Source organism: Variovorax dokdonensis, from assembly GCF_030316895.1.
GTDB classification, from domain to species: Bacteria; Pseudomonadota; Gammaproteobacteria; order Burkholderiales; family Burkholderiaceae_C; genus Variovorax; species Variovorax dokdonensis.
The window spans coordinates 1,741,376-1,765,289 of sequence record NZ_JASZYV010000001.1; the positions used below are offsets into that span (position 1 = coordinate 1,741,376).

Here is a 23,914-nt window from a genome sequence, read left to right on the forward strand (position 1 = left end):
ATCAGAGTTCGCGGGCACTTGAGCGCGCTGGCTCAGGGCGGGCGCGCGCCGTACCACCGGCTTCCTGCTCCCTTTGCGTGACCAGGGTATCGATGGAGTCGTTGAGTAGCTTGATCGTGAGGGGGACGTCGCGGCTGACGGCGGCTTCCATGATCTCGCGGTGCTCCATGCGAGTGAATTCCGCGTCCAGTTGCCGGACATTGCGGCGGCGATGCCGGTCGGCGCAATCGAACAACTGCTCGTGAAAATCGAGCAGCCACTTCGAAGGGCATGCCGCAATGACAGCGGCGTGGAACTTCCGGTGAAGAAGTTCCCACTCGCGGTTGGTCTGGCCCGACTCAGTGGTCATGGGGCAGCGCCACATGCGGTGGTAGGCGAATACGACGGCTTCTTCCCACGCATCGTCCGCGTGCAGGAGCGACTCCCGCACGACCAATTCATTGAGCAGCTTGCGCGCGTGGATCAACTCCAGGAGATCGGCGTCGGACAAGGTGGCTACTCGAAAGCCCCGGCGGTCAACCAGCTCGACCAGCCGGACCGACGTCAGGCGGTTGAGCGCTTCGCGGATTGGGCTGGCGCCAACCTGGTAGTGCTCCTGCAGGGTCTCGATGCGCAGTTTTTCGCCCGGCGGCCACTGGCCTTCCAGGATGTCCTCTCGCAGTCGCTCGAACACCATGCTGGCGAGCGTCGAGCCTTGCGTGTCTTCGCTGATCGATGAGGGATTTCGGCTCATGTCATTTGCATTGGCTGCGGCCGATTCTAGGTGCGCGGCTTCTCGAGCATTGATCGCGACAGAAGGGTTAGTACCGAGCGCCAAAGCGTATGGCCCGAATATTATCGATAAAACAGAGACACAAGCACAAACAGCGACCACTTATCGATAGAAGTGAGGTAATTATGGCCACGTCCATCAGGCCCAAGTCGTTCGCCCATGTCGTCTACCGCACGTATCAGTTCCAGGAAATGCTGGACTGGTATGTCAGGGTCTTTGGCGGAAAGGTGCAGTACCAGAACCCGGTGATCGCCTTCGTCACCTACGACGACGAGCACCACCGCGTGGCGCTGCTGAACCTGGGCATCGTGAAGGGCGAGTCCGATGCGCGTGCGCCGCGCGGACAACCCGGAATGGACCATGTGGCCTATGGCTACCGCTCGCTCACCGAGCTGATGGACAAGTACGCGGAGCTGAAGGCTGCAGGCGTGATCCCGTATTGGTGCATCCACCACGGCATCACCGTATCGCTTTACTACGCGGACCCCGACGGCAACCAGATGGAGTTTCAGGCTGACGCCTATGGCTCCAACGACGACGCCAACGCGTTCATGTACGGGCCTCACTTCGAGACCAACCCCATCGGCGTCGAATTCGACCCAGAAGTCATGACGGCGCGCCTCAAGGCCGGCGAAAGCGAGTCGACGCTGCTGCGGCGCACCGAGCACCTGCCGGTGTCCGAGATTCGCGGCTCCTTGATGAGTTGAGCAGGCCACTCAGGGATCCGTGTTCGGCAGCAAATTCCTTCAACAGCGATACGAGGAGACGACTGAATGACCATCGACCGCCGATCCTTTGCGGCTGCGCTGGGCGCCCTGGGCGCAACGACATGGTGGGGCTCGCGGGCCTTTGCGCAGCCGACCGGCACGCCTGTGCGCATCGGCGGCTCACTGGCGCTGACTGGGCCCCTGTCATCGGTCGGCATGGTGCACAAGCTCACCGGCGAGATCTACATCGATGAACTCAACAAGCGCGGTGGCCTGTTGGGAAGGCCCGTGGAATGGGTGCTGAAGGACGACCAGTCCAAGCCGGACCTCACGCGCACCCTTTATGAGCAACTGGTCACGTCCGACAAGGTGGACCTGCTGATCGGCCCCTACGGCACCAGCGCCATCCTGTCTGCCATGGGCGTGGCGCAGCGCTATGGCAAGACGCTGGTGCATCACACGTTCGGCGTGCCGCCCCTGGCCAAGTACGACCAGCAGTTTTACAGCTGGGCACTCGGGCCTGAGCCCCAAAAGACGGTGCCGGCCATCGTGTTCGACGCACTGGCGGCGGGTAACAAGGCGCCCAAGACACTTGCGGTGGTGACCAGCAAGTTCCCGTCGGTGCACTTCATCTCGATGGGTGTGCGCGAGGTTGCGAAGCAGCGCGGCATACGCGAGGTGCTGTTCCTCGAATGGGATTTCGGCAATCGTGATTTCGGTCCGATTGCCGCACGCATCAAGGACGCAGACCCCGATCTGATCTGGGGCGGCGCACTGGGCCTGGAGGCCAACCAGATCCTCGATGCGCTCAAGAAGATCGACTATGCGCCGCGCAGCAGCTTCTGGTATGCGCCCGCGCCCGGGCCGATGCTGAAGGCGCCGGAGGCGAACAACGCGCTGTCGCTCACCATCTTCGAGGACCATCCGCCCTTCACGAACAATCCGGTGGCGGCCCATTTCACGCAGGTCTTCCGCGAGCGAGCCACGCAGGCCAACCTGCCATCGAACACCGTCGAGGTACAGGCTGCGGCTTCGTACTCCGCCTGGCAGATCATCGATGCCGCGGTGAGTGCCACAAAGAGTCTGGACGACAAGGCCATCGCCACCTGGTTGCGCGCCAATCAGGTCGACACCATCCAGGGCAAGCTGCGCTTCAACGGGCCCAACAACTACGGTGATGACCTGAGCCGCGTCAAGCAGGTGCAGGACGGCAAATGGCTGGTTGTCCACCCGAAGGAGTGGGCTGCGCCGGGGGCGCGGCTTCGCTGAGCCGACGATAGCGAAGGCCGCGAATCCAATGACGCTTCCAAGCTGGACGCTGCTTGCGCAGTCGATCCTGTCGGGCCTGTTCGCCGGCGCGCTCTACGGCTTGCTCGGCCTGGGGCTGAGCCTGTCGTGGGGCATGCTTCGGCAGATCAACCTGGCGCATTTCGCGCTCGCGTTCCTGGGTGCATACCTGACCTACCAGCTGTCGACGACTTACAGCGCCGACCCGTTGCTGACGCTGCTGCTGATCGTGCCGCTGTTCTTCGCCATCGGCGCAACGGTTCATTTGCTGCTCAGCCGATTTCGGGTCAGCTCGTTCAATTCGATGCTGGTCACCTTTGGCATGACGGTGATGGTCGAGGCCTTGCTGCAATGGGTGTGGAGCGCCGACTACCGCCGGCTTGAATCCCACTATTCGGAATACAAGCTGCGCCTGGGCCAGGTCTATCTGCCCGCCCCGGAGATGATGACGCTGGGGGCCAGCGTTGCGATCGCGTTGGGCACCTGGTTCGTGCTGCAGCGCACGGACATCGGCAAGGCCTTGCGCGCCTCCGCCGAAGATGCGTCGATCGCGGCAGCGTTCGGCGTCAATCAACAGGCCATGGCGCTGCTGCTTTCCGGCTTCAACGCGGCCCTGGCCGGCATTGCCGGTGTCTGCATCGCCCTGGGCTACACGCTCGCGCCTTCGCAGATCTACACCTGGATCGGCGTGATCTTCGCGTGCGTGATGCTCGGCGGGTTGGGGCGGCCCTTGGGCCCCTTGCTTGCCGGCGTTCTGATCGGGGTCACCGAGGCGCTGACCATGGCAGTGGCGTCGCCCTCGTGGGCGCCGCTGGTTTCGTTCGCATTGCTCATGGCGGTGCTGTTGGTGCGTCCGGGAAGGATATGAGCATGCGACGTTCCACCATTGCGCTGCTCGGCGCGGCGGCGCTGCTGGCCACCGTGCCCTGGCTGGGTCTGCCGCCGTTCTTCGAGTCGATGCTGTATCTGATCCTGCACTGGGTGGCGCTGGCGAGTTCGTGGAACCTGCTGTCGGGCTACTCGGGCTATTTCTCGTTCGGACACGGCGCGTTCTTCGGCATCGGCATGTACACGTCCGCGACGCTGACCTCCAAGTTCGACTGGCCCTTCCTCTGGACGCTGCCGGCCGCGGCGGCCATGGCTGCCGGGGTGGGGGCGCTCATCGGGTTGGCCGCCTTCCGCGTTCACGCCGTGCGGGCCGAACTGTTCGCGCTGCTCACGCTTGCAACCACCTTCGTGGTGGCCACGGTGATCCTCAACTCGCCGGTCGATGGCGGGCAGGGCGTCTATCTCAATGCTGTGGCGCTGCCTGCGCTCGGCCCCACGGCGCAAGGCACCTTCTACCTGCTCGCGCTTGGCGCAGCCGCGTTGAGCGTGATCGCCGCGGCAGCGATCTATCACGCTCGCCTGGGCATCGGGCTGCTGGCCATTCACGACGATGAAGACGTGGCCGAGGTCATGGGCGTGCCCACCTTCCGCTACAAGCTCGGCACTTTCGCGCTCTCGTGCGGGCTGGCCGGCGTGGTTGGCGGGATTCACGCGCTCTTTGTTTCCTATGTGACGGCAGGCGACACGTTCACCATCACGATGCCGCTCACCGTGGTGCTGATGGCGGTGCTCGGCGGATCGCGCCATTGGGCCGGTCCGGTGGTCGGCGCCACGGCGATCACATTGCTGCTGTTTGCCTTCACCGGCGGCGAGGCGGCAGTTGTCGGCAAGGGCCTCACCGGGCTGATCCTGATCGTCGTGATCCTCTTCATGCCCGAGGGCATCGTCGGCCAGGCCATGAAATGGTGGAGTGCGTCGCGCAAGAAGGCGCTGGCGCAGCGCTCGTCGCCGGCTTCCGACGCGCCGGCCGCGATGGCGACGGCGGTTCCTGCTGCGGCGCCGGTGGCTGCCGATGCACGCCCCGTGATCTTGCGTGCCACGGGAGTGCGCAAGCATTTTCGCGGCGTGCAGGCGCTACGCGGCGTGGACGTGGAGATCAGGCGCGGCGAAATCCTCGGCCTGCTTGGTCCCAATGGATCGGGAAAGTCAACCTTCATCAATGTCGTGAGTGGCCATTTCGCCGTCACCTCCGGCAGCATCGACTTCGCCGGGGTCCGCATCAGCCATGTTCCCGCGCATCGCGTGGCGCGCAGTGGTATCGCGCGCACCTATCAGATTCCTCGTCCCTTTTCCCATCTGACGGTTCTGCAGAACGTGGGGCTGCCGGCGATGTTCGGCGCGGCCGGACTTGATCGCCGCGCAGCGGAGGATGCCGCCTGGCAATGGCTCGAATTCACCGGGCTCAAGGACAAGGCGCATGCGCTGCCCGATGACCTGAACCTACATCAGCGCAAGTTCCTCGAGTTTGCCCGCGCCTTGGCGTCCAGGCCGCAGGTGCTGATGCTTGACGAGGTGCTGTCGGGGCTCACGCCTTCGGAGATCGATGACGCGGTGGCCCTGATCCGCCGCATCCGCGACCAGGGCGCCACAATCGTGTTCGTCGAGCACGTGATGCGCGCCGTGATGGCCTTATGTGATCGCATCGTCGTGTTCGAGCAGGGCCAGGTGCTCGCCGAAGGCGCGCCGCAAGAAGTGATGCAGCGGCCCGAGGTCGTTGCCGCCTACCTGGGCACGCAAGCGGAGGACGCATCGGCCAGCCAGGCGCCGCTGCCGCGGATGGCGGAGGTGGCCCATGCTTGAGCTTGAATCGGTGCGTGTGAACTACGGCCACGCGGTCGCCATCTGGGACCTGTCGCTGAGCATGGCGCGAGGCGAACTGCTGGTTGTGGTCGGTCCCAACAGCGCGGGCAAGACCACGCTGATCAACGCCATTGCGGGCGTGCATCCACCATCGGCGGGCTCGGTGCTTTTCCACGGCGAGGAGATGCGCGACCTGCCTGCGCACCGCTATTGCGAGCGCGGCATTGCCCTGGTTCCCGAGGGTCGCAAGCTGTTCGCTGGCATGAGCGTGCGCGAGAACCTGGAATTGGGCAGCTACCGTCGCGGTGCGCGCCAAGCCCGAAGCGAATCCCTGGAGAAGGTTTGCGCGCTCTTTCCCGCGGTCCGCGACAAGCTCGCTCAGCCTGCTGGCACGCTGTCTGGCGGCCAGCAGCAGATGGTGGCTATCGGAAGGGCACTGATGGCCCAGCCGCGGCTGTTGCTGCTCGACGAACCCTCGCTCGGGCTTGCGCCAACCGTCGTGCTGGACATGTTCCGTGCCATTCGCGCCATTCATTCGCAAGGCATTGCGGTACTGCTGGTGGAGCAGAACGTGTCGATGGCACTGGAGGTCGCCCAGCGGGCAGCGGTGCTCGAGGAGGGGCGCATTGTTGCTGTCGGTGCGCCACAGGAACTGATGGCCCGTTCCGAGTTGCGACGCGCCTATCTTGGGCTGGAGACCGAGGACGCGCACCCCTCGCTCAGCCGCAAAACCAACCAATGAAGGAGTGAACCTGTGAGTACATACGACGTTGCTGTCCTCGTCGGCAGCCTGCGCCGCGATTCCATCAACCGCAAACTGGCCAATGCGATCACACGCGTGGCTCCGCCTTCACTGCGTTTCCGTTTCGTGTCGCTGGACGAGCTGCCGATGTACAACGGCGACTTGGAGGCCAACCGGCCGGAGGCGGTCAACCGCTTTACCGCCCAGTGCGCCGAGGCCGAAGCCTTCCTGTTCGTCATGCCGGAGTTCAACCGGTCCCTGCCGGCGGTGTTGAAGAACGCCATCGATTGGGGGTCCAAGCCAATGGACCGCAACGTCTGGCGCGATAAGCCGGCGGCCATGTCAGGTACTTCTCCGGGTGCAATCGGCACTGCGGTGGGCCAGCAGCATCTGCGCCAGATTCTTGGGATTCTGGGGGCCTCGGTGCTCGGCGGTGAAGCCTATCTTTCCTTCAAGCCGGAGATGATCGACGCGCAGGGCGATTTCGCGGATGACGCCACGCGCAAATTTCTGGCCACCTACATGGAGCGCTTCGCGGTGTTCGTGCACAAGCTGGTAGGGGCATGAACACCAGGGACGTGATGCCATCGCGCATCGAGGACGAAGCGGCCTGTGCACGACTGTGCGTCGACTTCGCCAACCACCTGGATGCCCGGCGCTACGACGAGGTGCTCGAGCTGTTCCCCATTGACGGCGTTCTTGACCGCATGGGCACTGTGTTTTCCGGCAGGCAAGCACTGCGCAGCTTTCTGGATGCACGCGCGACCGATGTGACGACCCGACATCTGTGCACCAACATCCGCGTGCGGTTTGAAGGGCCGGACGACGCCAGCGGCTTTTGCTGCGTGCTCTTCTTCCAGGGCAGGGCCGGCGAAGGTGCGGCGGTCGCGCTTGGCCCGCCATCGGTCGTGGAGTACCACGACCGCTTCACCCGCGCCAATGGCGCCTGGCTGATACAGGAGCGGCGCATCTGCATGGCCATTCGCGCCTGACCCCTAACCGGAGACACACATGCTTTTCACCCTTTACTGTATGGACAAGCCCGGTGGCATCGAGCGGCGCTTGGCGCTGCGCGCGGTGCATCGCGAGCACGTCGCCAAGATAGCCGATCGTCTTGCCGCGGCGGGCCCTCTGTTTGCGGACGATGGCATCGCGATGATCGGTAGTCTGTTGATCGTCGACTTCGAAGACCGTGCCGCATTGGACGCATGGCTGGCGGACGAGCCGTTCACGCAGCAGGGCGTCTATGAGACCGTCACTGTGCGGCCCTTCCTGAACGTATGGCCGCAGCGAACCGGTGCGCCCCCGAGCGACATGTCCAACCTCACCGCATTCGCGCGCTGATCTTCTCCACGAGGCCTTGCAGATGCTTCAATTTCGTCGTTTCGCCGCGGCTGCGCTCTTGTTTGCATGGGTGTCCTCGGCTTGGGCGCAGGACGTCTATCCGTCCCGTCCTGTGACGGTGGTCGTGCCATTCCCGCCAGGCGGTGTGGCCGACACCGCGTTGCGCGCGCTGCAGCCATCGCTGCAGCGCAGTCTGGGTCAGCCGGTCGTCATCTCCAATCGTGCTGGCGCAGGGGGGGCCATCGGGTCGGCGGCGGTCGCCCAGAGCAAGCCCGATGGCTACACCGTGCTGTTCACCTTCTCGACGCTGGCCAGCCTGCCGGAGCAGGCGATCGTCAACCGTCAGGCACCGATCTTCACGCTTGATCAACTGACGCCCGTGGCGCGCGTGACGTCGGACGCCACCGGCCTGGTCGTGCGCACCGATAGCCCCTACCAGAGCGCCGCCGAATTGATCGCCGCGGCCAAGGCGAAGCCAGGACAGATCACCTATGCGTCCAGCGGCAACTATGGGCCCAGCCACCTGCCGGCGGTCATGCTGGCCGATGCCGCCGGTGTGCGCTTCAACCACATTCCCTATACCGGCGGCGCACCCATGATTGCCGCGCTTCTGGGCGGCCAGGTGGATTTCGCGGTGTTCAGTCGGTCGCTGGTTCTTCCCCACGTGGAAGCGGGCAAGCTGAAATACCTTGCTTCCTTTGGCGAGGAGCGATGGACCAAGCCGCCCGTGCCGCAGTCCTTGAGCGAGATCGGTGTGCGCGTGGACTACACAAGCTGGATTGGCGCGTTCGCGCCCGCACAGACGCCGCCCGAGGTCGTGCAGCGGCTGAGAGCTGCGTTGCGTGCGGCAACGAGAGATCCGGAGTTTGTCGAGAGTTTCGGCAAGGTGGGGGGCACGAACGCGTTCCTGGATGGAGCAGAGTTCCAGCGCTACTGGCTCACCGAGATCGAACAATCCAGGGAAACGATCCGCAAGATTGGACGGATCGAATGAGCGCGCCGGAAGCCGGAGCGCCGCAACTGGTGCTTCACCATTTCCCAGGAGCCTGCTCGCAGGTTTGCGTTTTCGCGCTTGAGCACGCGGGGCTGGACTACGAGCTGCGGCTGGTCGACCTGAAGACGAGCGAGCAGTCCGGCGTTGCGTACTCGGCGATCTCTCCGCTCGGCAAGGTCCCGGCGCTGATCATCGACGGTGCCGTACTGACGGAGAACGCGGCGATCCAGACCTACATCCACGAACTGCGTCCGCAGGCCGGCCTCTTTCCTCGCGATGCTTCTCCGCTCGACGTCGGGCGTCGCCAGGCAGGCTTGTCCCTGTGCGGCGGCACGCTGCATCCGATTGTGCGCGGGCTGGCGAACCCTTTGCGAATCACCGACGGCGATCCCGAAGGCGTACGGCGAAAGTCGCAGGCTCTGGCTGTCAAATCCTTCGGCGTTGCGGAAGAGCGCATCGCGCAGACCGGCTGGTGGCTCGACGACTGGTCGCTATTGGACGTGTACCTGAACTGGGCCGTGTCCGTCGCGGCTTCCACCGGATTCGACTTCAAGCCATTCCCAACAATCGCGGGACTGGCCGCCCGACTTTCAGAGCTGCCGGCTTTTCGACGCATGCTGGAGATCGAAGTCGAGTCGGCAGCCGAGCTGGCACGCCGGCGCACGTTGCCGAGCGCACTTGCCGTCCCGAAGATCTAGATCCACTTCAACCATACCCCTATGAAACTCCTACGTTATGGCCCTGCCGGAGCCGAAAGGCCCGGTGCATTGGATGCGAGCGGCCAAGCGCGCGACCTTTCTCTCTTGGTTCCGGACTTCACTCCGGAATGGTTGAGTCCGGCAAAGCTCGACGCGCTGGCCGCCATCGATCTGAACAAGATGCCCTCGGTGCCTGCCGGCGCGCGGCTGGGTGTGCCGGTGGCCGGCGTGCGCCAGTTCGTCGCCATCGGCCTGAACTACCGCAAGCATGCGCAGGAAGCCGGACTGGAAATTCCGAAGGAACCCGTGGTCTTCACCAAGGCGCTGACTTCGCTGGCCGGCCCGGATGACGACGTGCTCCTGCCGCCGGGCTCCGAAGCAGGCGACTGGGAAATCGAACTGGGTTTTGTCATTGGCACCCTGGCGAGCAATGTCTCCGAGAAGGACGCGCTTTCGCACGTGGCGGGCTATTGCTTGGCCAACGACGTGTCGGAACGCGATTGGCAGATCAAGCGTGGCGGCCAGTGGGGCAAGGGCAAGAGCTTCGACGGCTTCGGCCCCGTAGGCCCCTGGCTTGTCACAAGCGACGAACTGCCAGATCCGCAGACCATTCCGCTGGAACTCAAGGTGAACGGTGAAGTGCGCCAGCGTAGCAACACCGCTGACATGATATTTCCCGTCGCGCAGGTTGTGTCGTACCTCAGCCAGTTCATGACGCTCCTGCCTGGAGACGTGGTGATCACAGGCACACCTGAGGGCGTTGGCCTGGGCATCAAGCCCACGCCGGTGTTCCTGCGCCGCGGTGACGTGATGACGCTGTCGGCGGGGCCGCTGGGCACGCAGCGGCAGAAGGTGGTCTGAACGCCGACCGACCAGATGCTCGAACGCTTTATGCGGCTCCGCAGCGCTGGCCGAAGTTCCCGTATTGCTGTCTACCCTGAGGTGCGCCGCCGCACCGCCAGCGGCGTCTCGCCAAACCACCGTTTGCACGAGCGCGTCAACGCCGACTGTTCCGACAGGCCCAGCTGCGCGCTGACCTGCGCCAGCGGCATGGTGCCGGCCAAGTAGCGCAGCGCGGCTTCGCGCAGCACCGCGTCGTGCACTTCGGAAAAGCGCACGCCTTCTGCGCTCAGCTGTCGCTGTAGCGTGCGCGGGTGCATGGCCAGAACGGCGGCCACGCCTTCCAGCCCGCACTGCGAGGTGCCGAGCGTGCGCGTCAAGGCTAGCCGCACGCGTGCGAGCAGGCTTTGCCGCGGCGCGATGAAGTTGCTTTCGAGATAGTGGGTCGCCAAGTTTCGCAGCGTCGGGTTGGCCTGGCGCAAGGGCGCGTCGAACAAGCGCCGAGGCACCACCAGCGATGCGGTGGGCTGGTTGAAGTGCGGCATGAGGCCGAAAGCGCGGCGGTACGCGGCCGGCGTCGCCAGCGGCGCATGGGGCAGGTGCACCGCCTCCAGCCGATAGTGATCGCCGCCCAGCGCGGCCAAGAAACGATGTCCGCCGCACAGCATCAGCTCGAAGGACTGGTGCGACGCCGGCAGATAGATAGCGGGCATCTCGTAGCGCAGCTCGGCCAGGCCGGCGACGGCGCGGCCGTCGGGCACCAGCGTGATGGCCAGGCCCTGGTTGTGTACATACAGGTAGCGCGAAGCGATCCGCATCGCCTCGCCGAGCGTCGGCGCATTCTGGATGGCGACGGCGACGGGCCCGAGGATGCCGATGTCCTGCGCCTGCGCCAGGCGGAGCCCGAAGTCGGCGCAGCCAAGCACGCGGGCACTGGCCTGCAGCAGGCGCGTCAGATTGTGCGCGGGCAGTAGCAACTCTTCGTCGACCAGAGCCGCCGCAGGCAGGCGCTGGCTACGCAGCAGCGCCAGCGGGTCGCCGCCGAGGCTCCGCACCAATTCATCGAAGCCTCGCAGGCTGGCGGCGCGAACACTGTCCGACATGTCGTGAAATGTCAAATATTTGTCGTGCCGCGTCAATCCCGTCGCTGGCGCCTGCGCGACCATCTTGCACCGGCACCAGAACCGGCTGGCCCCTGCGAACCCGTACGCCACATCTGCAAGAACACACGAGACAACAACGCCATGAACATCCAGGAAAGCAAGGATTTCAGGATCGGCGGCCCGCGCGCCACCTATGTGCTGATCATCTGCTCGCTGCTCAACGCGGTCGCCTATGCCGACTGGCAGGTGATGGCGGTGGTGCTGCAGCCGATGAAGCTCGCGCTCGGCCTGAACGACTCGCAGGTCGGCGCCATCAACACCGCATACTTCCTCGGCATCATCGTGTGCACGCTACCGGTTGCGCACCTGGTGGATGCGTGGAGTCGCAAGAAGATGATCGGCATCATGGCGCTGGCGTGGAGCACCATGACACTGGTCACCGGCCTGGCCGGCGGCTTCATGGCGCTGGTGCTGGCGCGCCTGGGCGTGGGCATCGGCGAGGCGGGCTACGCGCCCGGCGGCACGGCGCTGGTGTCGGCGTCGTATCCGGCGTCGCAGCGCGCGCGCAAGCTGGGAATCTTCAACGTCTTCATCACCGTGGGCGTGATCCTGGGCGTGGTGGTCGGCGGCTATCTGTCGGCGCACCACGGCGGGTGGCGCACGCCCTTCGTGGTGTTCGCGGTGCCCGGGCTCGTGCTGGGCGTGCTCGCCTTCTTCATGCAGGACTACCGGCTGGAGCGCAGCGCCGGCGCCGCGCAGGAGCGCACCGGCCTCTTTGCCAACCTGCGATTGCTGCTGACGGTGCCGACGCTGCGCTGGATGTACCTGGGCCTTGGCATGTATGCGGTGCTACAGATTTCGGTGGGCACCTGGTTCCCGTCGCTGCTCATGCGCGCCTACGACATCAAGGAAGACAAGGCTGGCCTGGTGATGGGCGTGGTCACCATCTTCGGGCTGGCCGGGCCGATCCTCGGTGGCGTGCTGGCCGACCGCTGGCACGAGCGCGTGCCCGGCGGGCGCATGCGGCTGGCGGCGGTGAGCATCGCCATCGCGGCGGTGTTCATGTTCCTCGTGCTCCTGGCCGGCCTGGACCTGAACAACAAGCCGCTCATGATGTTCTGCGCCGCCATGATGCCGCTGCACAGCATCTTCGTTGGCATGGCGCTGCCGGCCGTTGCCGCCACCAGCCAGGACGTGGTGCCGCCGAGTCTCAAGGGCCTCTCATGGGGCGCGGCGATGGTGTCGCTTTTCCTGCTGGGCGGCGCATGGGGTCCGCTGCTCGTCGGTGCGATCTCCGACCGCGTTGCCGGCGGCTACCAGGGGCTGGCTATCGGCCTGGCGGTGACTGGCCTCTTCGGTTTCATCGCCTGCGCCACCTGGTTCGCTGCGGCGCGCCATGTCGAGTCCGATATGCGGCGCGCTGCCGGGTTGGGCTCGTCCCGCATGGGCGACACGCCATCGCGGGCAAGCGCTGCTTGACCACTCATCCACCTCACGAACAGAAAAAGGGAAAACCCCATGGCCTCCGAAATCGACATGAGCCGCCTGGACATCACCCGGCAGAACGTGGCCGTCGAAAAGGTGCTCGCCCAGACCACCAACCCGCGGCACCGCTACCTGCTGCAAGCGTACCTGCGGCATCGCTACCTGGAATCGGCCGGGCGCTGGCAGGAAATCCTCGCGCCCGAGCTCACCGTGGACAAGCCCTTCTACCGCTTCAACCTCGCCGGTCGCGCACCCTTCACGCTGGAAGGCAAGGAACAGGTAGGCATGCTCTACGGCCACTGGACGGCGACCAACCAGTGCATCTTCTACGTCGAAGACGAACAGGTAGCGGTGGGCGACCACATGGTGGTGGGCCGCGGCATCGGCTACCAGCAAACGCTGGGCAGCGAGCTGGCGGCCGAGGGGCTGGACGTGGATCCCACAGCCATGTACCTCAAGAAGTCGCAGATCATGATGCTGTGGCCCTACGACGACCAATGCCGACTGCTCGGCGAGGACGTTTGGGAATTCGACACTGCGCAGGCGGCCCTCTACAAGCTCGACCCGGCCGACGTGCTGACCGCCGCGCAAAGCCGCAAGCTGCTGGACCCCTACATCAAGCCGCTGCCGCCCTTCGACGACAGCCTGCTGCCCCGATGAAGGCCGTCGTCTGCCGGGACACGGCGCTCCAAGTCGTCGACCTGCCCGAGCCCGAGCCGGGCGAAGGCCAGCTGGTGCTGAACGTCAGCCGATGCGGCATCTGCGGATCCGACCTGCACACGCGCCACCATGCCGATGCGCAGGCCGACGTGCTGGCCGAAGCCGGCTACGACGGCTTTGCGCGGCAGCATGAGCCGGTGGTGTTCGGCCACGAGTTCTGCGGCACCATCGCAGAGCGCGGGCCCGGCACATCGAGCAAGCACCGCACCGGCTCGCCGGTGGTGGCGCTGCCGCTGGTGCGTCGGCCCAACGGGATGCATGCCATCGGCCTCTCGGCATCAGCGCCGGGCGCATACGCCGAGCGCGTGCTGATCGAAGAAGCGCTGATGATCCCGGTACCCAACGGCCTGCCGCCCGACGTGGCGGTGCTCACCGAGCCCATGGCCATCGGGCACCACGCAGTCAACCGCTCCGACATCACGAAGAAAGACGCGGCGGTCGTCATCGGCTGCGGGCCGGTGGGCCTGGCGATCATCTGCATGCTCAAGGCCAAGGGCATCGAAACCATCGTCGCCAGCGACTTCTCGCCGGCACGGCGCGCGCTGGCCACCGCATGCGGCGCGACGACGGTCGTCAACCCTGCGGTCGACTCGCCCTACGACAAGTTGGACGGGCGCGGTTACACCACATCGATTGCCGACTACGCGGCGGGCGGCCTGCGCGCGATGAAGGGCCTGCGCAAGCTGCCGCTGCCCTGGCACATGACCTTCGACGCGCTGAACAGGCTGGGCCTCACGGCGCCCAAGCGACCCATCGTCTTCGAGTGCGTCGGTGTGCCCGGCATCATCGACCGGATCATGGCCGACGTGCCGCTCAAATCGCGCATCGTCGTGGCCGGCGTGTGCATGAAGCCCGACCAGTTCCGCCCGGTGATGGCGATCAACAAGGAGATCGACCTGCGCTTCGTCGTCGGCTACGACCCGCTGGAGTTCCGCAACACGCTGCACATGCTGGCCGACGGGAAGATCGACGCGTCGCCGCTGGTCACCGGCACGGTGGGGCTGCAGGGTGTTGCCGCAGCCTTCGACGCGCTGGCGGTGCCAGATGCGCACGCCAAGGTGCTGATCGATCCGCAGAGCATGGCAATGTTGTGAGCCGCGGGTGGGACCGCCGCCACAGCGATGAGATGAACTAGCTCCGACGCTGAATCGGCAACTGAAGGTAGGAGGCATGCTCGCCTCCTGTATGAATGACGTGCTGGCCGCTGTTGGCTCCCACGTATTCATCGATGGCGGGCATCAGTGTCCCGAGCAGATTGCGAGAGCTGATGATGAAGCGCAGTTGTTCGCCGGGATAGAACACGAGCCCGATCGGCATGAGATCAATTTCGACATCGACGATCTGACCGGGCGCGAGCTTGTCGATTCGATCGAAACTGTGTGCTGGTAGCTCATCGGTCGACAGCTTTTCGTCCAGTTGGCGTGCGGAGACGCGCAGCCTGCCATCGGACCCCTTGTATCGAAGGATCGTGGCGCCGTGGTCGGTCAGGTCATGCGCCATCGCACTCTGGTTGGGCACCGTGAATGCCTGAAGTGGCGTGCCGGACTTGTCCAGCTTCTGTATCAAGACGAACAGGTCCATGTCATCGGCACCCCGAGCTTCGACCCACAAATGCGCCTTCGGGTAGCCGACCATCACCGTTTCTTCGTCGAAGCGGATGATGAACGACACCGCGTCGGGGTTGGACGCCACCGTGTACGCGGCGCAAGCCTCCGTCGCTGGCGCGTCCAGTGTCAAGCTGCGCGAGCGAGCGTCGAGGTACAGCTTCGTCGCGTTGACATCCGCCGGCGGAAATCGGTCAGCGCCCAGCGCGATGCGATCGCCGCCTTCGAGGTCGAGCACGCTGTAGCGAACGCGTGGCGTCTGCTCCCAATCGTTGGGCTTGCCTTTGAGATAGCGGTCGAAGAAGCGAAGGAGGTCGGCCCGGTTGTCCTCGTCGTAGTAGTCCGGCCATTCCTGCCCATTGTGGATACGCAGCCACTTGTCTTTCGAAGCGATACGTCGCCAAGCGCGGAAGGTGCCTGCGGTGTGCAGCGTGTTCGAGTAGCTTGCCACCACATAGGCGGGTACCGTGATTCGGTCGAAGTCGGGGATCTTGTTCGCCCACAACTCGTTCATGAGCGGATATTGCTGCACCTCCGCCAGAAGGTCTTCCTTCCGGTTGTTGCCGAAGAAGCTGCCCTCCTGCAATTGCCGGGCGAAGCCGACGTCCGGCATGCCGCCACGCATGACGAGGTCGCGATAGACATCGCTGACGCCCTCCCACGGATTGATCGCCGCCAGGTGCGCAGGTTGCTCGGCTGCGGTAAACCATTGCGAGACTGCCAGATAGGACGTGCCGCTCATGCCCACCTTGCCGCTGCACCAACTCTGCCCGGCCAGCCAATCGACGATGTCGTGGCCGTCGCGGCCGTCCTGGCGATCCCAGATGACGGAGTCGCCTTCTGAATCGATCACGCCGCGGATGTCGGGGTTGCAGATGGCGTAGCCCTGGGCCACCCAGAAGGCAGGATCGGGCGCCTCGAATTTCGCGAGGCCGGAGACGACGCTATTGTTCAGGCCGACAAGACCGAAGACGCCCATGACGCTTGGCGAGGTGCCTTGCCCCTTGCCGTAAGGGCTGTAGGCCACGATGACTGGCACCTTCTCCGAACCGACTGGCCGAAAGATGTCGATGTGAATCGTCACGCCGTCACGAAGTCTTAGAGGCACGTCCTTTTCGAACAGGATGTCCACCGGAATGGGCCTGAACGCAGGCGCGATCTGAAAGCCGACCTTCAGGACGCGACTCCCGGGTTTGAATGCAGTGAGTACGCCGGTGCGTCCTTCGGGAAGTGGCCCGGACTGGACGTAGATCTTGTCGACTTTGCTCATACTTTCATCCTCCGCTGGTGTTGGACGGACAGCACTGACGTTCGCCCACCGCGGCGCAGTCCGGGTGACACGATCCAGTGGTGGACAGCGGCTGTCGGTACATGTAAAGCCGCCCGATTTGCAGTCAGCCACATGATCAAGTACATCACCACCAATGTTAGGTGCGTGGAAGAGAAACACGCACTGTTGAAACCCGGCGCATTCATTCCTGCACAGCGGCGCTCAAACGGTGGCGCATGCGTTGATGCCGGAATGTCGATGATAGGTGAATCGCTGTTTCAATCAACGCGGGGCCGAGCTGCGCTGCCGGGATGGGGTGGGCCGTGCCTGCAGGTCCAGATGCAGGATGCGGCGTACTTCCAGAATGGCCTTCGGATTCTCTTGCACGCTGTGCCGCGACACGACGATGAGTTCGGAGTCGGCGCCATCGAGATGCGAGCTTGCGTAGGGAACGACGCCATCCATGGATTCGGCCAATGCGCCCTCGGTGTTCTCACGCGCGATGATGGAGTGATAGCGCACGCGCGCGTCGATCGGCAACTGCGCCAGAACGCGCACGACAGGATCCTTGTCAGAGAGCGTATCGATGCTGTTGGGTACCGGGGGCAACGCCTCGCCCTCCTTGAACGGCTCCGCCTGTACGAGCGCATCGCGAACGCCTGAGATCTGGTCTTGCAGCGCCTTCGGAAAGGCAATCAGGTCCGAGATGATGGTCGCAAGGGCGCCAACGGCAAAGGGAGTGCCGCGATGGGGTGCGGCGATGAAGACCGCGCGCTCGACCTGCGGCAAGGCGCTGAACTCGACATACTTTCCCAGGCCGGTCCGCAGCGCCTCGTTCTTGTCGCGGTAGTCACCCAGATGGTCGGGTAGCGCCTGCCAGACCGCCTCGCCTGAATCGGACACAAGCAAGCGCGCGAGCACGCCACCCAGGCTATGACCTACCAGCACCACATCGTGAGAGCCGAGGGCGTCGCCGCGCGGGTCGAAGCGGCTCAGCGTCTGCAGGATGGCCTCTCGGATCATGTAGAGGTTGAGTAGGACCGGCGCATTGGTAGGGTAGTAGACCTGCCAGATCTGATAGTTCTGACGCAAGACTTCGTCGCCCATCACTTCGTTGGCGACATTCACCCAAGCCTCGGGGCTGCTGGCAAAGCCGTGCAGCAGGATCACCACCCCCCGGTCGGGATCGTAGGGCTGCATCAGGTGGATGCGCGGACGCACGATGCCCTCGTTCATGCCGAACAGGCTTCGCAGTGCCTGAGTAGAGAAGCCCGAACGCGCAAGCCAGAGTCCATAGCCCGCCGTGAAGTTGGCGGCCAGGGGCACTTCTTGGCCCGCCAGTTTGACTTGCGCCGTGCGGTAAGGATCGTACAGGCGCAGCTCTATCGAATGCGTCGTCAGCACTTCCGACAGGCTGCGGCCTTCGAAGCTCAGCACGGCCGTTCCGACGGGATAGCGGCTTTGCAGGAAGGGCACGTCCTTCGTTTGCGCAACTGGCGGGGCCAACTCGGCAACCAGCGTGGCTCCGAGGCCGCCACGCCGGTAGGTGTTGCGCAGGCCGTCGAACCGCAATGCCGAAGCTGCGAACAGGTGCTGCGGTGCACCCTGTTCCTTCTGCACAAGTGGGCCCGCATCGATGCTCAATTGCCATTGCGAAACCATTCGCGGCGCACCGTTCGATGCGGCCGCTTCCTTCGCGTGATACAGGAACAGACGCTCGACTGTGCGCTGGACCGCATAGTTGTAGTAGTCGCGCACCTGCATCTGCTGTTCTTCGAAGGCGCGCTGGGCAGGTTGGCGCTCTGTGAAGAACAGATAGGCCCATGCGTGGCGGGCGCATTCGATCCACGCGTCGAGCACAGGGTCCCGCGCACTGGCGGTCGGCCATCTGCCGAATTCCTTGTCCGCTGCCAGCGCGGCTTCCAGCCACAATTCGGACAGTGCCGACAGGCGCTGTTCCTGCGTCAGCCCCGTGGCTTCGCCAAGGCGGTCGCGGCAAGCCGCAGGGGCCTCGCGACAATTCTCGATGCCCACGATGCGAAGCGCCTCGCGCGCTGTGTTGCTCAGCCGGCCAGTGGTGAGGACATCGGCACGCCGCTCGGCAAGATAGCGCGAGGGCGAGGTGGTGGTGGCGCTCACGACGGCGCAGCCAGACAGGAAAGTTGCCTGCCAGACCAACAGCGCGACGAGCAGGATCCGGCTGGAAACTTCCGCGCGTCGCGCGTACCTGTTCGTCAAGGCGCCACCTCATTGGCGCCTGGCATGCCGCGGCGGATAGCCGTCGAGAAATCCGGATTGTTGCCGGCTGCCCGGGCGCGCTCGGTGATGCGCCCGCCTGCGGTGATTTCGGCCAACTCGCCAGAAGCGGCCAGCCCCCTGATGCGTCGGAGATAGCCGGGCAGATAGCCTGAAGCGGTGGCTATCGACCACAAGGCCCAAGGGACGCAGGCGACCGCGCGCGGCCATGGCGTCGCCGAGGCTTTGAATGAGCGCCAGAACCAAGGACGATGCGAGGGCCGGGGATGAGTCACAGGCCTTCTATAAGGGCGTATGCGTCGTCATCGCAAATGCAAAGGACGACCATGCTGCGCCTATGTGGACAGGCACGCCTGCTCGACGGCCGTGCTCTCACCACCATCGCCATCGCGCCACGGCCTTTAGCGACCGCTGCGCCGTGCAACGCGGTTCCGTGCCTCGAGGCTTGTGCGACACCTCCCCGGCAGCAGTGCCCGATCAACGCGCTGCGCGTTTGCCGGGCAGGTATCCCGCAACCCTTGGCGAGAGCAGCCGATCCGTAGCTACGCCTTCCGCTTGGAACGCGTGTTGGATTCGCCCGTCAGCATTCGTGTGCCCGCCAAGATGAGGTCAAGTCCCGCCAGGAAGTCTTGGCGGTCGCTGTGTCGCAACAACTGGTCAGCAACGCTTCGAACGAAGGCGAACGCCACGGGGTCCAAAGCGGCCCATTCGTTCGCCGCGGCTTCGAGGTAGGACTCGCGGTCAGTGTTACCAAGCTGGGCTACCTGCGAGCTCGCGGCGGTTTGGCCGCCAACGCCCAGTATGTAGTGCAGCAATGCAGAGGCGGTCGACCACTGTTGCGGCAGCGGTACTTTGAGTTGGACAAGGCTCTGACCAATCGGCTCGAGGATGCGTACGACGGACAGGCCCCGGACGCGGGGCAGCGTCGAGCCGAGCCAGGGGTGCTGGTCCATGGCGTCATACAGCGCCAGACCAAGTTGCCGAACTCTCTCCTTCGGTTCAGCCGATGAAGCGAGGTCTGACAGGACCTGCGCAACGATGGTGTCGCAAGCGGCCGCGACCAAGTCCGCCTTGTCAGTCAGGTGGTAGTAAATGGCCCCCAAGCCCGTGTCGAGATGCGCAGCCAGAGCCCTGAAGGTGAGGGCGCGTTCGCCCGCGCTGTCCAACAGGACGATTGCCGCTTCGACGATGCGCGTGCGGGACAAGGCGTCAGCGCGCCGCTTTCGAACCACCGATGAGTCCATTGTTCGGCCCTTGACATAGTTGGAACAATGTTCCATGATACACGAATAGAACATTGTTCCAATCAACTATAAAAGTTCCACGACATGACGAAATCCATTGCAATCATCGGTGCAGGCCTCGGCGGTTTGCTCCTCGCCCGCGTGCTCCACGTCCACGGCATTCAGGCAACCATCTACGAGGCGGAGAGTTCGGCGACCGCGCGGTCGCAAGGGGGGATGCTCGACATCCACGAGGCCACAGGGCAGGCGGCATTGCGAACCGCAGGCCTTACCAGCGAATTCGAGAAACTCATCTGCTGGGGTGCGGACTGCACACGCGTGCTCGACCAGCACGGCACGGTTCTGGTGGAGAAAGCCGCAAACGACGCGGGCGGAAGGCCCGAGGTCCAACGAGGCGCCTTGCGCCAAATGCTGTTGGATTCGCTTCCTCACAACGCCGTCCTGTGGGGTCATAGGCTCGCCAATGCCGTACCGCTTGGAGCGGGTAGGCATGCCCTGAACTTCACCAATGGGCAGAAGGTCGAGGTGGACCTGCTCATCGGAGCGGACGGGGCCTGGTCGAAAGTCCGCCCTCTGCTGACCGCGGCCCAGCCGGTGTACTCTGGCATGTCGTACGTCGAGACGTTCGTTCGCGAGTGCGACGAGAAGCATCCGCTGCTCGCAAAGGCGGTTGGTCAGGGCATGCTGATTGCACCCGATGAGGGCAAGGCCATCATGGCTCACCGCGAACCTGATGCGGTCTTGCACGCCTACACCGCACTCACCAAGTCGGCGGGCTGGTTCGCTGCCCTGGACTTCGCAAGTGCGGAGGCGAAGCGGCTGGTGGCCAAAGACTTTGAGGATTGGGCGCCTGAGCTGGTGGGGCTCGTCACAGATTCAGAGCAGCCGCCCATCCATCGACCCATCTATGAGCTGCCCCGGAATACGCGATGGGCAGCCACCCCGGGCGTGACGCTCGTCGGAGACGCCGCGCACCTCATGGCGCCGTCGGGGGATGGCGCCAATTTGGCGCTGTTCGACGGGGCTCGGCTGGGCGAGGCCATCGCCCAGAATCCGGCAAGTCTGGAGTCTGGGCTGCAAGCCTACGAGATTGAGATGTTCGGGCGTAACGAGGCTGCGCGCACAGAAGCCGAAGAGATGCTGAAGGTGCTGTTTGGTCCCGGCGCCGCCCAGGCGATGCAAGAGTTTTTCAGCAAGGCGAGCGTCGCGTAGGTCGGTGCAACGCGTTGCCGCGGGCGCGGGCGGCTTCCTTCTGACGGTGCTCTCTGGTGCCACAACAGCCATGACGCTGTACCGGCGAGTCGCGCGCGAACCACTGCGCTCGACGGTGCGCGCCGGGTGGCTCGCCTCGACAGGCCTCTTCTTGGTCGCCGTGGTGGCGGCCGCCAAGCTCCTGTTTGACACAGCGCAAGAAGGGCGGGGCGGGACAGGTCCACGATGCATGCGAATCGGCTGTGCCCGCCCTGGAGTCCCGCATGTCATCACCCACCCATGAGATCCGCCACCGCCGGCGCATTGCCCGGAGCGGGCGAGCCGGCGCTGTCTGCGCATTTGCGGTGCTGATGCTGGCCGGCGGCGCAGCTTGCGCGCAGGCGCGTGGCTACATGCTCTACAGCCAGCACTGCATCGAGTGTCACACCGAACAGGTGCATTGGCGCGACGGGCGACTGGCGACGGACTGGCAGAGCCTGAATGCGCAGGTGCGGCGCTGGCAGGCGGTCGCGCGGTTGAACTGGAGCGAGGAAGACATCCAGAACGTCACGCGGCATCTCAACACGCGCTACTACGACTTCTGGCCGCCCACCGAGGTGACGGTCGTGCCGGTCACCGCGCCGCGTGCGTCGCGAAAGGGCGCGGAGGCCGACCGCTGAGCAGGCGCCGCCTGGCTTCTAAAGCGGTTGGCGCGCTGCGCACCTGAGCCAGCGCCTTGCTCTGCGTGCAGGCCAGCTCAGGTCAGGTCAGAGGGGCCAGGGTGGCTCAAAGGTCGAGGCGGTTGACCTTGGTCCCGTCGAGACTGAGATTGGCCATGAGGCCTGCGTTGCTCAGCGCATAGCCGACGATGGTCTGTTGCGCCGTCTGCGTGTCGAGCCCCGCCGACGCGCCGGACTTAAGCATGGTGACCGATGCGTCCGCGCCGGCTGTCCAGCCCCGGCTTGCGCGGAACTTGTCCAGGGCGTCCTGCGTCATGAACAGGATGTAGACCGCCTTCGAGTCTGCGCCGGCCAGCAGACCAACCGATGCCGCCGTGGTGCTGTAGTAGCCGTCGGTCCGGCCGCTCACGCGCATCGCGCCCTGGCCGTACGAGCCGCCGATACCCAGCCCGGCAGAAACCACGCTGGGAAAGACGAGCACACCCTTGGCCTTGGACGTCATGTCGCGCGAACCCGGCACTTGCGCGTAAAGCTTCGACAAGGCGCTGTCGACGGATGCGTCGATGCTGCTTCGTTTGGCGGCGCTGTCGGCACCGCTGGACGACGACGTGGTGGTGCAGGCCGTGGCGAATGCGGCTGCGAGGCCGGACGCAAGGAACGTACGCTTCTTCATGGCACTTCTCCTGTGGATGATTGCGGAACTCAGGTTTTCAGACCTTGGAGCTTGTCGGTCATGTCCTGTCTCCACTTTGAATGGGCAGGGCCATTGCATCGTGTCGAGAGCCGCCGGAGCTTGATGCAGATCAAAGAGAAGTGGCGTGTATTCGTCAACCTCGCATGGGCCTGGGCGCTGGCAGTCGATCAGAGTGCCGCCACGCCTGCGCGGATCTCGTTCAGCAAGGCCGACGTGCAAGGTGACGCCAGCACGCCTTCGCGCTGCGCGATGCCGATGGTCCGCTGCGTCGCCTCCAGCGCGAAGCTCAGCACCACCAAAGTGCCCGCCTCGATCTCGTAGTGAAGCTGATGCGCCGAGATCGCTGTGAGCATGTCGGTGTCCTGCAGCAGGCCGCGCAGCAGCGCCAGGTCGCCTGTTTCCACTGCGGGCTCCGGTGCAATCTGGCCCCGATGTTCGAAGGAGCGTTCGAAAAGATCGCGTGCCGGCGCCCCGCGCCGAGATAGTACCCACCGCGCGCGGTGAAGGTCGGCGAAGGTGATACGCCGACGCCGGGCCAGCGGATGCCCGGCGCGGGCCACCAGCGCAATGCTGTCTTCGAACAGGGGCTCCTGGACCAGGTCACGCACCTGCTCGGCCGGGCGCAGGGCGCCGATGATGAAGTCCACATCGCCGCTGCGCAGCGCCGCGGCCAGTGCCTCGTAAGGGCTTTCGACGGTGCTGACATGCACCTGCGGATGCTTGTGCAACAGGGTCGCGATGGCAAGGGGCAGGACGCGCGTGCGCGACAGCGGCAGCGCCCCCACCACCACGCTGCCCTGGACAACGCCACGAATGGCAGCGAGATCCGAATTGACGGCGCGCAGTTCGGCGAGCGCCCTTCGAAAGCGAAAGGCCAGGAGTGCACCCGCGCGAGTGGGCTGAATGCCTTGCGCGGAGCGGCTGAACAGCGCGCAGCCCGTGCGCGATTCCAGATCGCGCACCAAGGCGCTCAAGGCCGGCTGCGTCACTCCGAAGCGTTGTGCCACCGTCGGCATGTGGTGATGCTCGGCCAAGCCAGCGAACAGTGCGAGGCGCCGTGCGCTGAAGACGGCGGCTTGCAGGGTTCGCGCATCCAGCATCCGCCGCCCGCCGGCTCCCACGGGCAGGTCGTTGCAGGCAGCGGCGAGTTCAAGGGATACGCGCTGTGCACGGATCAACACGGCGTTGCCATAGACGGTCAGCATCATGCCGCGCGCCTTGCGTTCGAACAGGCGAACGCCAAGCGAGTCCTCCAGTTCGGCCAGTGCCCGAGTCACGGCGGAAGCGACACGAAACAGGTGCTCCGCCGCCTGCGTCACGCTGCCGGCGGCGGCGACGGCAGCGAAGGCCTGCAGGTGGCGCAGATTCATATTCGGCACGGCGCGGGCGTCGCGCGCCGATTCGATAAGTTTTTTCGGACCTGGGCGCATTTCCGAGTGCTTTCAGTTGTCCCCAATATCAGCCAGATGGCGACCGATCGATAAATAAATTAGAACGCACGGCAATTAGAACGCACAGCCGCATCCTGTGCGTGCCGCCAGACTGTGGGTGGTGCAGACAGGTATCGGAGCTGCCCCCAATTCCCCGGAGACAAC

23 protein-coding genes are annotated in these 23,914 nt (G+C 64.8%); 16 read left to right on the forward strand and 7 right to left on the reverse strand.

From position 1 onward, the window contains the following. Position 1: 1 nt before the first annotated feature. On the reverse strand, positions 2-817 hold the full coding sequence (locus QTH91_RS08025) for a GntR family transcriptional regulator (protein ID WP_286659459.1): 816 nt from the start codon (positions 815-817) through the stop codon (positions 2-4). 80 nt (positions 818-897) lie between these two features. On the opposite strand from QTH91_RS08025, the gene QTH91_RS08030 reads away from it, so the two are divergent. The 11 genes from QTH91_RS08030 to QTH91_RS08080 all read left to right on the forward strand — a co-directional run bounded on the left by QTH91_RS08030 (position 898) and on the right by QTH91_RS08080 (position 10,093). After that, positions 898-1,479, forward strand: a complete 582-nt coding sequence (locus tag QTH91_RS08030; RefSeq protein WP_286659460.1) for a VOC family protein — start codon at positions 898-900, stop codon at positions 1,477-1,479. Between the two features lie 66 nt (positions 1,480-1,545). After that, positions 1,546-2,748: an amino acid ABC transporter substrate-binding protein gene (locus QTH91_RS08035; RefSeq protein WP_286659461.1), complete on the forward strand. Its 1,203-nt coding sequence runs from the start codon at positions 1,546-1,548 to the stop codon at positions 2,746-2,748. 28 nt (positions 2,749-2,776) lie between these two features. Then, positions 2,777-3,634 carry a branched-chain amino acid ABC transporter permease gene (locus QTH91_RS08040; RefSeq protein WP_286659462.1) on the forward strand — a complete coding sequence of 286 codons (858 nt, stop codon included), beginning with the start codon at positions 2,777-2,779 and terminating at the stop codon, positions 3,632-3,634. A 2-nt stretch (positions 3,635-3,636) separates the two neighbouring features. After that, positions 3,637-5,454, forward strand: coding sequence for a branched-chain amino acid ABC transporter ATP-binding protein/permease (locus tag QTH91_RS08045; RefSeq protein ID WP_286659463.1), 1,818 nt, complete (start codon positions 3,637-3,639; stop codon positions 5,452-5,454). Next, positions 5,447-6,196, forward strand: a complete 750-nt coding sequence (locus QTH91_RS08050) for an ABC transporter ATP-binding protein (protein ID WP_286659464.1) — start codon at positions 5,447-5,449, stop codon at positions 6,194-6,196. Before QTH91_RS08045 ends, QTH91_RS08050 begins: the two co-directional genes overlap by 8 nt. Before the next feature lie 12 nt (positions 6,197-6,208). After that, positions 6,209-6,763 (forward strand): NADPH-dependent FMN reductase, encoded by a 555-nt coding sequence (locus tag QTH91_RS08055; RefSeq protein WP_286659465.1) that lies wholly within the window; start codon positions 6,209-6,211, stop codon positions 6,761-6,763. Beyond that, positions 6,760-7,188, forward strand: coding sequence for a nuclear transport factor 2 family protein (locus QTH91_RS08060; RefSeq protein ID WP_286659466.1), 429 nt, complete (start codon positions 6,760-6,762; stop codon positions 7,186-7,188). The genes QTH91_RS08055 and QTH91_RS08060 overlap by 4 nt, the downstream gene beginning before the upstream one ends. Before the next feature lie 19 nt (positions 7,189-7,207). Further along, positions 7,208-7,540 (forward strand): YciI family protein, encoded by a 333-nt coding sequence (locus QTH91_RS08065; protein WP_286659467.1) that lies wholly within the window; start codon positions 7,208-7,210, stop codon positions 7,538-7,540. Positions 7,541-7,562: 22 nt separating this feature from the next. Then, positions 7,563-8,534: a tripartite tricarboxylate transporter substrate binding protein gene (locus QTH91_RS08070; protein WP_286659468.1), complete on the forward strand. Its 972-nt coding sequence runs from the start codon at positions 7,563-7,565 to the stop codon at positions 8,532-8,534. Beyond that, entirely contained in the window at positions 8,531-9,232 is a 702-nt protein-coding gene (locus tag QTH91_RS08075) for a glutathione S-transferase family protein (protein ID WP_286659469.1), read from the forward strand. Before QTH91_RS08070 ends, QTH91_RS08075 begins: the two co-directional genes overlap by 4 nt. A 21-nt stretch (positions 9,233-9,253) precedes the next feature. Beyond that, complete coding sequence (locus tag QTH91_RS08080; protein ID WP_286659470.1) at positions 9,254-10,093, forward strand: fumarylacetoacetate hydrolase family protein; 840 nt, start codon at positions 9,254-9,256, stop codon at positions 10,091-10,093. A gap of 71 nt (positions 10,094-10,164) precedes the next feature. Here the strand turns inward: QTH91_RS08080 and QTH91_RS08085 are convergent, their stop codons facing one another. Further along, the gene (locus QTH91_RS08085) at positions 10,165-11,175 is read right to left on the reverse strand and encodes an AraC family transcriptional regulator (protein ID WP_286659471.1); all 1,011 of its coding nucleotides are present in this window, start codon (positions 11,173-11,175) and stop codon (positions 10,165-10,167) included. 141 nt (positions 11,176-11,316) lie between these two features. Between QTH91_RS08085 and QTH91_RS08090 the strand changes: the two genes are divergently transcribed. From QTH91_RS08090 to QTH91_RS08100, 3 genes are read left to right on the forward strand one after another with little or no spacing between them, the layout of a single operon-like run. Continuing rightward, positions 11,317-12,654 (forward strand): MFS transporter, encoded by a 1,338-nt coding sequence (locus QTH91_RS08090; protein WP_286659472.1) that lies wholly within the window; start codon positions 11,317-11,319, stop codon positions 12,652-12,654. A gap of 39 nt (positions 12,655-12,693) precedes the next feature. Then, on the forward strand, positions 12,694-13,320 hold the full coding sequence (locus tag QTH91_RS08095) for a hypothetical protein (RefSeq protein WP_286659473.1): 627 nt from the start codon (positions 12,694-12,696) through the stop codon (positions 13,318-13,320). Then, entirely contained in the window at positions 13,317-14,474 is a 1,158-nt protein-coding gene (locus QTH91_RS08100) for a zinc-binding dehydrogenase (RefSeq protein WP_286659474.1), read from the forward strand. The genes QTH91_RS08095 and QTH91_RS08100 overlap by 4 nt, the downstream gene beginning before the upstream one ends. A 37-nt stretch (positions 14,475-14,511) precedes the next feature. On the opposite strand, the gene QTH91_RS08105 is transcribed toward QTH91_RS08100, so the two are convergent. From QTH91_RS08105 to QTH91_RS08115, 3 genes are all read right to left on the reverse strand, one after another. Continuing rightward, entirely contained in the window at positions 14,512-16,434 is a 1,923-nt protein-coding gene (locus QTH91_RS08105) for a CocE/NonD family hydrolase (protein WP_286659475.1), read from the reverse strand. A gap of 102 nt (positions 16,435-16,536) precedes the next feature. Further along, on the reverse strand, positions 16,537-18,492 hold the full coding sequence (locus tag QTH91_RS08110) for an esterase/lipase family protein (protein ID WP_286659476.1): 1,956 nt from the start codon (positions 18,490-18,492) through the stop codon (positions 16,537-16,539). A 560-nt stretch (positions 18,493-19,052) separates the two neighbouring features. After that, positions 19,053-19,715: a TetR/AcrR family transcriptional regulator gene (locus QTH91_RS08115; RefSeq protein WP_286659477.1), complete on the reverse strand. Its 663-nt coding sequence runs from the start codon at positions 19,713-19,715 to the stop codon at positions 19,053-19,055. A 123-nt stretch (positions 19,716-19,838) separates the two neighbouring features. Between QTH91_RS08115 and QTH91_RS08120 the strand changes: the two genes are divergently transcribed. Both QTH91_RS08120 and QTH91_RS08125 read left to right on the forward strand, forming a co-directional pair. Next, a complete protein-coding gene (locus QTH91_RS08120; RefSeq protein ID WP_286659478.1) occupies positions 19,839-20,966 on the forward strand; it encodes an FAD-dependent oxidoreductase in 1,128 nt (375 codons plus the stop codon). A gap of 263 nt (positions 20,967-21,229) precedes the next feature. Next, entirely contained in the window at positions 21,230-21,625 is a 396-nt protein-coding gene (locus QTH91_RS08125; protein ID WP_286659479.1) for a cytochrome C, read from the forward strand. Positions 21,626-21,731: 106 nt separating this feature from the next. On the opposite strand, the gene QTH91_RS08130 is transcribed toward QTH91_RS08125, so the two are convergent. After that, positions 21,732-22,298: a BPSL1445 family SYLF domain-containing lipoprotein gene (locus tag QTH91_RS08130; protein ID WP_286659480.1), complete on the reverse strand. Its 567-nt coding sequence runs from the start codon at positions 22,296-22,298 to the stop codon at positions 21,732-21,734. Positions 22,299-22,486: 188 nt separating this feature from the next. Beyond that, the gene (locus QTH91_RS08135) at positions 22,487-23,689 is read right to left on the reverse strand and encodes a LysR family transcriptional regulator (protein ID WP_286659481.1); all 1,203 of its coding nucleotides are present in this window, start codon (positions 23,687-23,689) and stop codon (positions 22,487-22,489) included. Positions 23,690-23,914 lie beyond the last annotated feature (225 nt).

Excerpts from the sequence above, each read along its gene's own strand:
- QTH91_RS08030 (WP_286659460.1), top strand. The coding sequence starts at position 898 with ATGGCCACGTCCATCAGGCCCAAGTCGTTCGCCCATGTCGTCTACCGC.
- QTH91_RS08035 (WP_286659461.1), top strand. The coding sequence starts at position 1,546 with ATGACCATCGACCGCCGATCCTTTGCGGCTGCGCTGGGCGCCCTGGGC.
- QTH91_RS08040 (WP_286659462.1), top strand. The coding sequence starts at position 2,777 with ATGACGCTTCCAAGCTGGACGCTGCTTGCGCAGTCGATCCTGTCGGGC.
- QTH91_RS08045 (WP_286659463.1), top strand. The coding sequence starts at position 3,637 with ATGCGACGTTCCACCATTGCGCTGCTCGGCGCGGCGGCGCTGCTGGCC.
- QTH91_RS08050 (WP_286659464.1), top strand. The coding sequence starts at position 5,447 with ATGCTTGAGCTTGAATCGGTGCGTGTGAACTACGGCCACGCGGTCGCC.
- QTH91_RS08060 (WP_286659466.1), top strand. The coding sequence starts at position 6,760 with ATGAACACCAGGGACGTGATGCCATCGCGCATCGAGGACGAAGCGGCC.
- QTH91_RS08065 (WP_286659467.1), top strand. The coding sequence starts at position 7,208 with ATGCTTTTCACCCTTTACTGTATGGACAAGCCCGGTGGCATCGAGCGG.
- QTH91_RS08070 (WP_286659468.1), top strand. The coding sequence starts at position 7,563 with ATGCTTCAATTTCGTCGTTTCGCCGCGGCTGCGCTCTTGTTTGCATGG.
- QTH91_RS08075 (WP_286659469.1), top strand. The coding sequence starts at position 8,531 with ATGAGCGCGCCGGAAGCCGGAGCGCCGCAACTGGTGCTTCACCATTTC.
- QTH91_RS08080 (WP_286659470.1), top strand. The coding sequence starts at position 9,254 with ATGAAACTCCTACGTTATGGCCCTGCCGGAGCCGAAAGGCCCGGTGCA.
- QTH91_RS08085 (WP_286659471.1), bottom strand. The coding sequence starts at position 11,175 with ATGTCGGACAGTGTTCGCGCCGCCAGCCTGCGAGGCTTCGATGAATTG.
- QTH91_RS08090 (WP_286659472.1), top strand. The coding sequence starts at position 11,317 with ATGAACATCCAGGAAAGCAAGGATTTCAGGATCGGCGGCCCGCGCGCC.
- QTH91_RS08095 (WP_286659473.1), top strand. The coding sequence starts at position 12,694 with ATGGCCTCCGAAATCGACATGAGCCGCCTGGACATCACCCGGCAGAAC.
- QTH91_RS08100 (WP_286659474.1), top strand. The coding sequence starts at position 13,317 with ATGAAGGCCGTCGTCTGCCGGGACACGGCGCTCCAAGTCGTCGACCTG.
- QTH91_RS08120 (WP_286659478.1), top strand. The coding sequence starts at position 19,839 with ATGACGAAATCCATTGCAATCATCGGTGCAGGCCTCGGCGGTTTGCTC.
- QTH91_RS08125 (WP_286659479.1), top strand. The coding sequence starts at position 21,230 with ATGTCATCACCCACCCATGAGATCCGCCACCGCCGGCGCATTGCCCGG.
- QTH91_RS08130 (WP_286659480.1), bottom strand. The coding sequence starts at position 22,298 with ATGAAGAAGCGTACGTTCCTTGCGTCCGGCCTCGCAGCCGCATTCGCC.
- QTH91_RS08135 (WP_286659481.1), bottom strand. The coding sequence starts at position 23,689 with ATGAATCTGCGCCACCTGCAGGCCTTCGCTGCCGTCGCCGCCGCCGGC.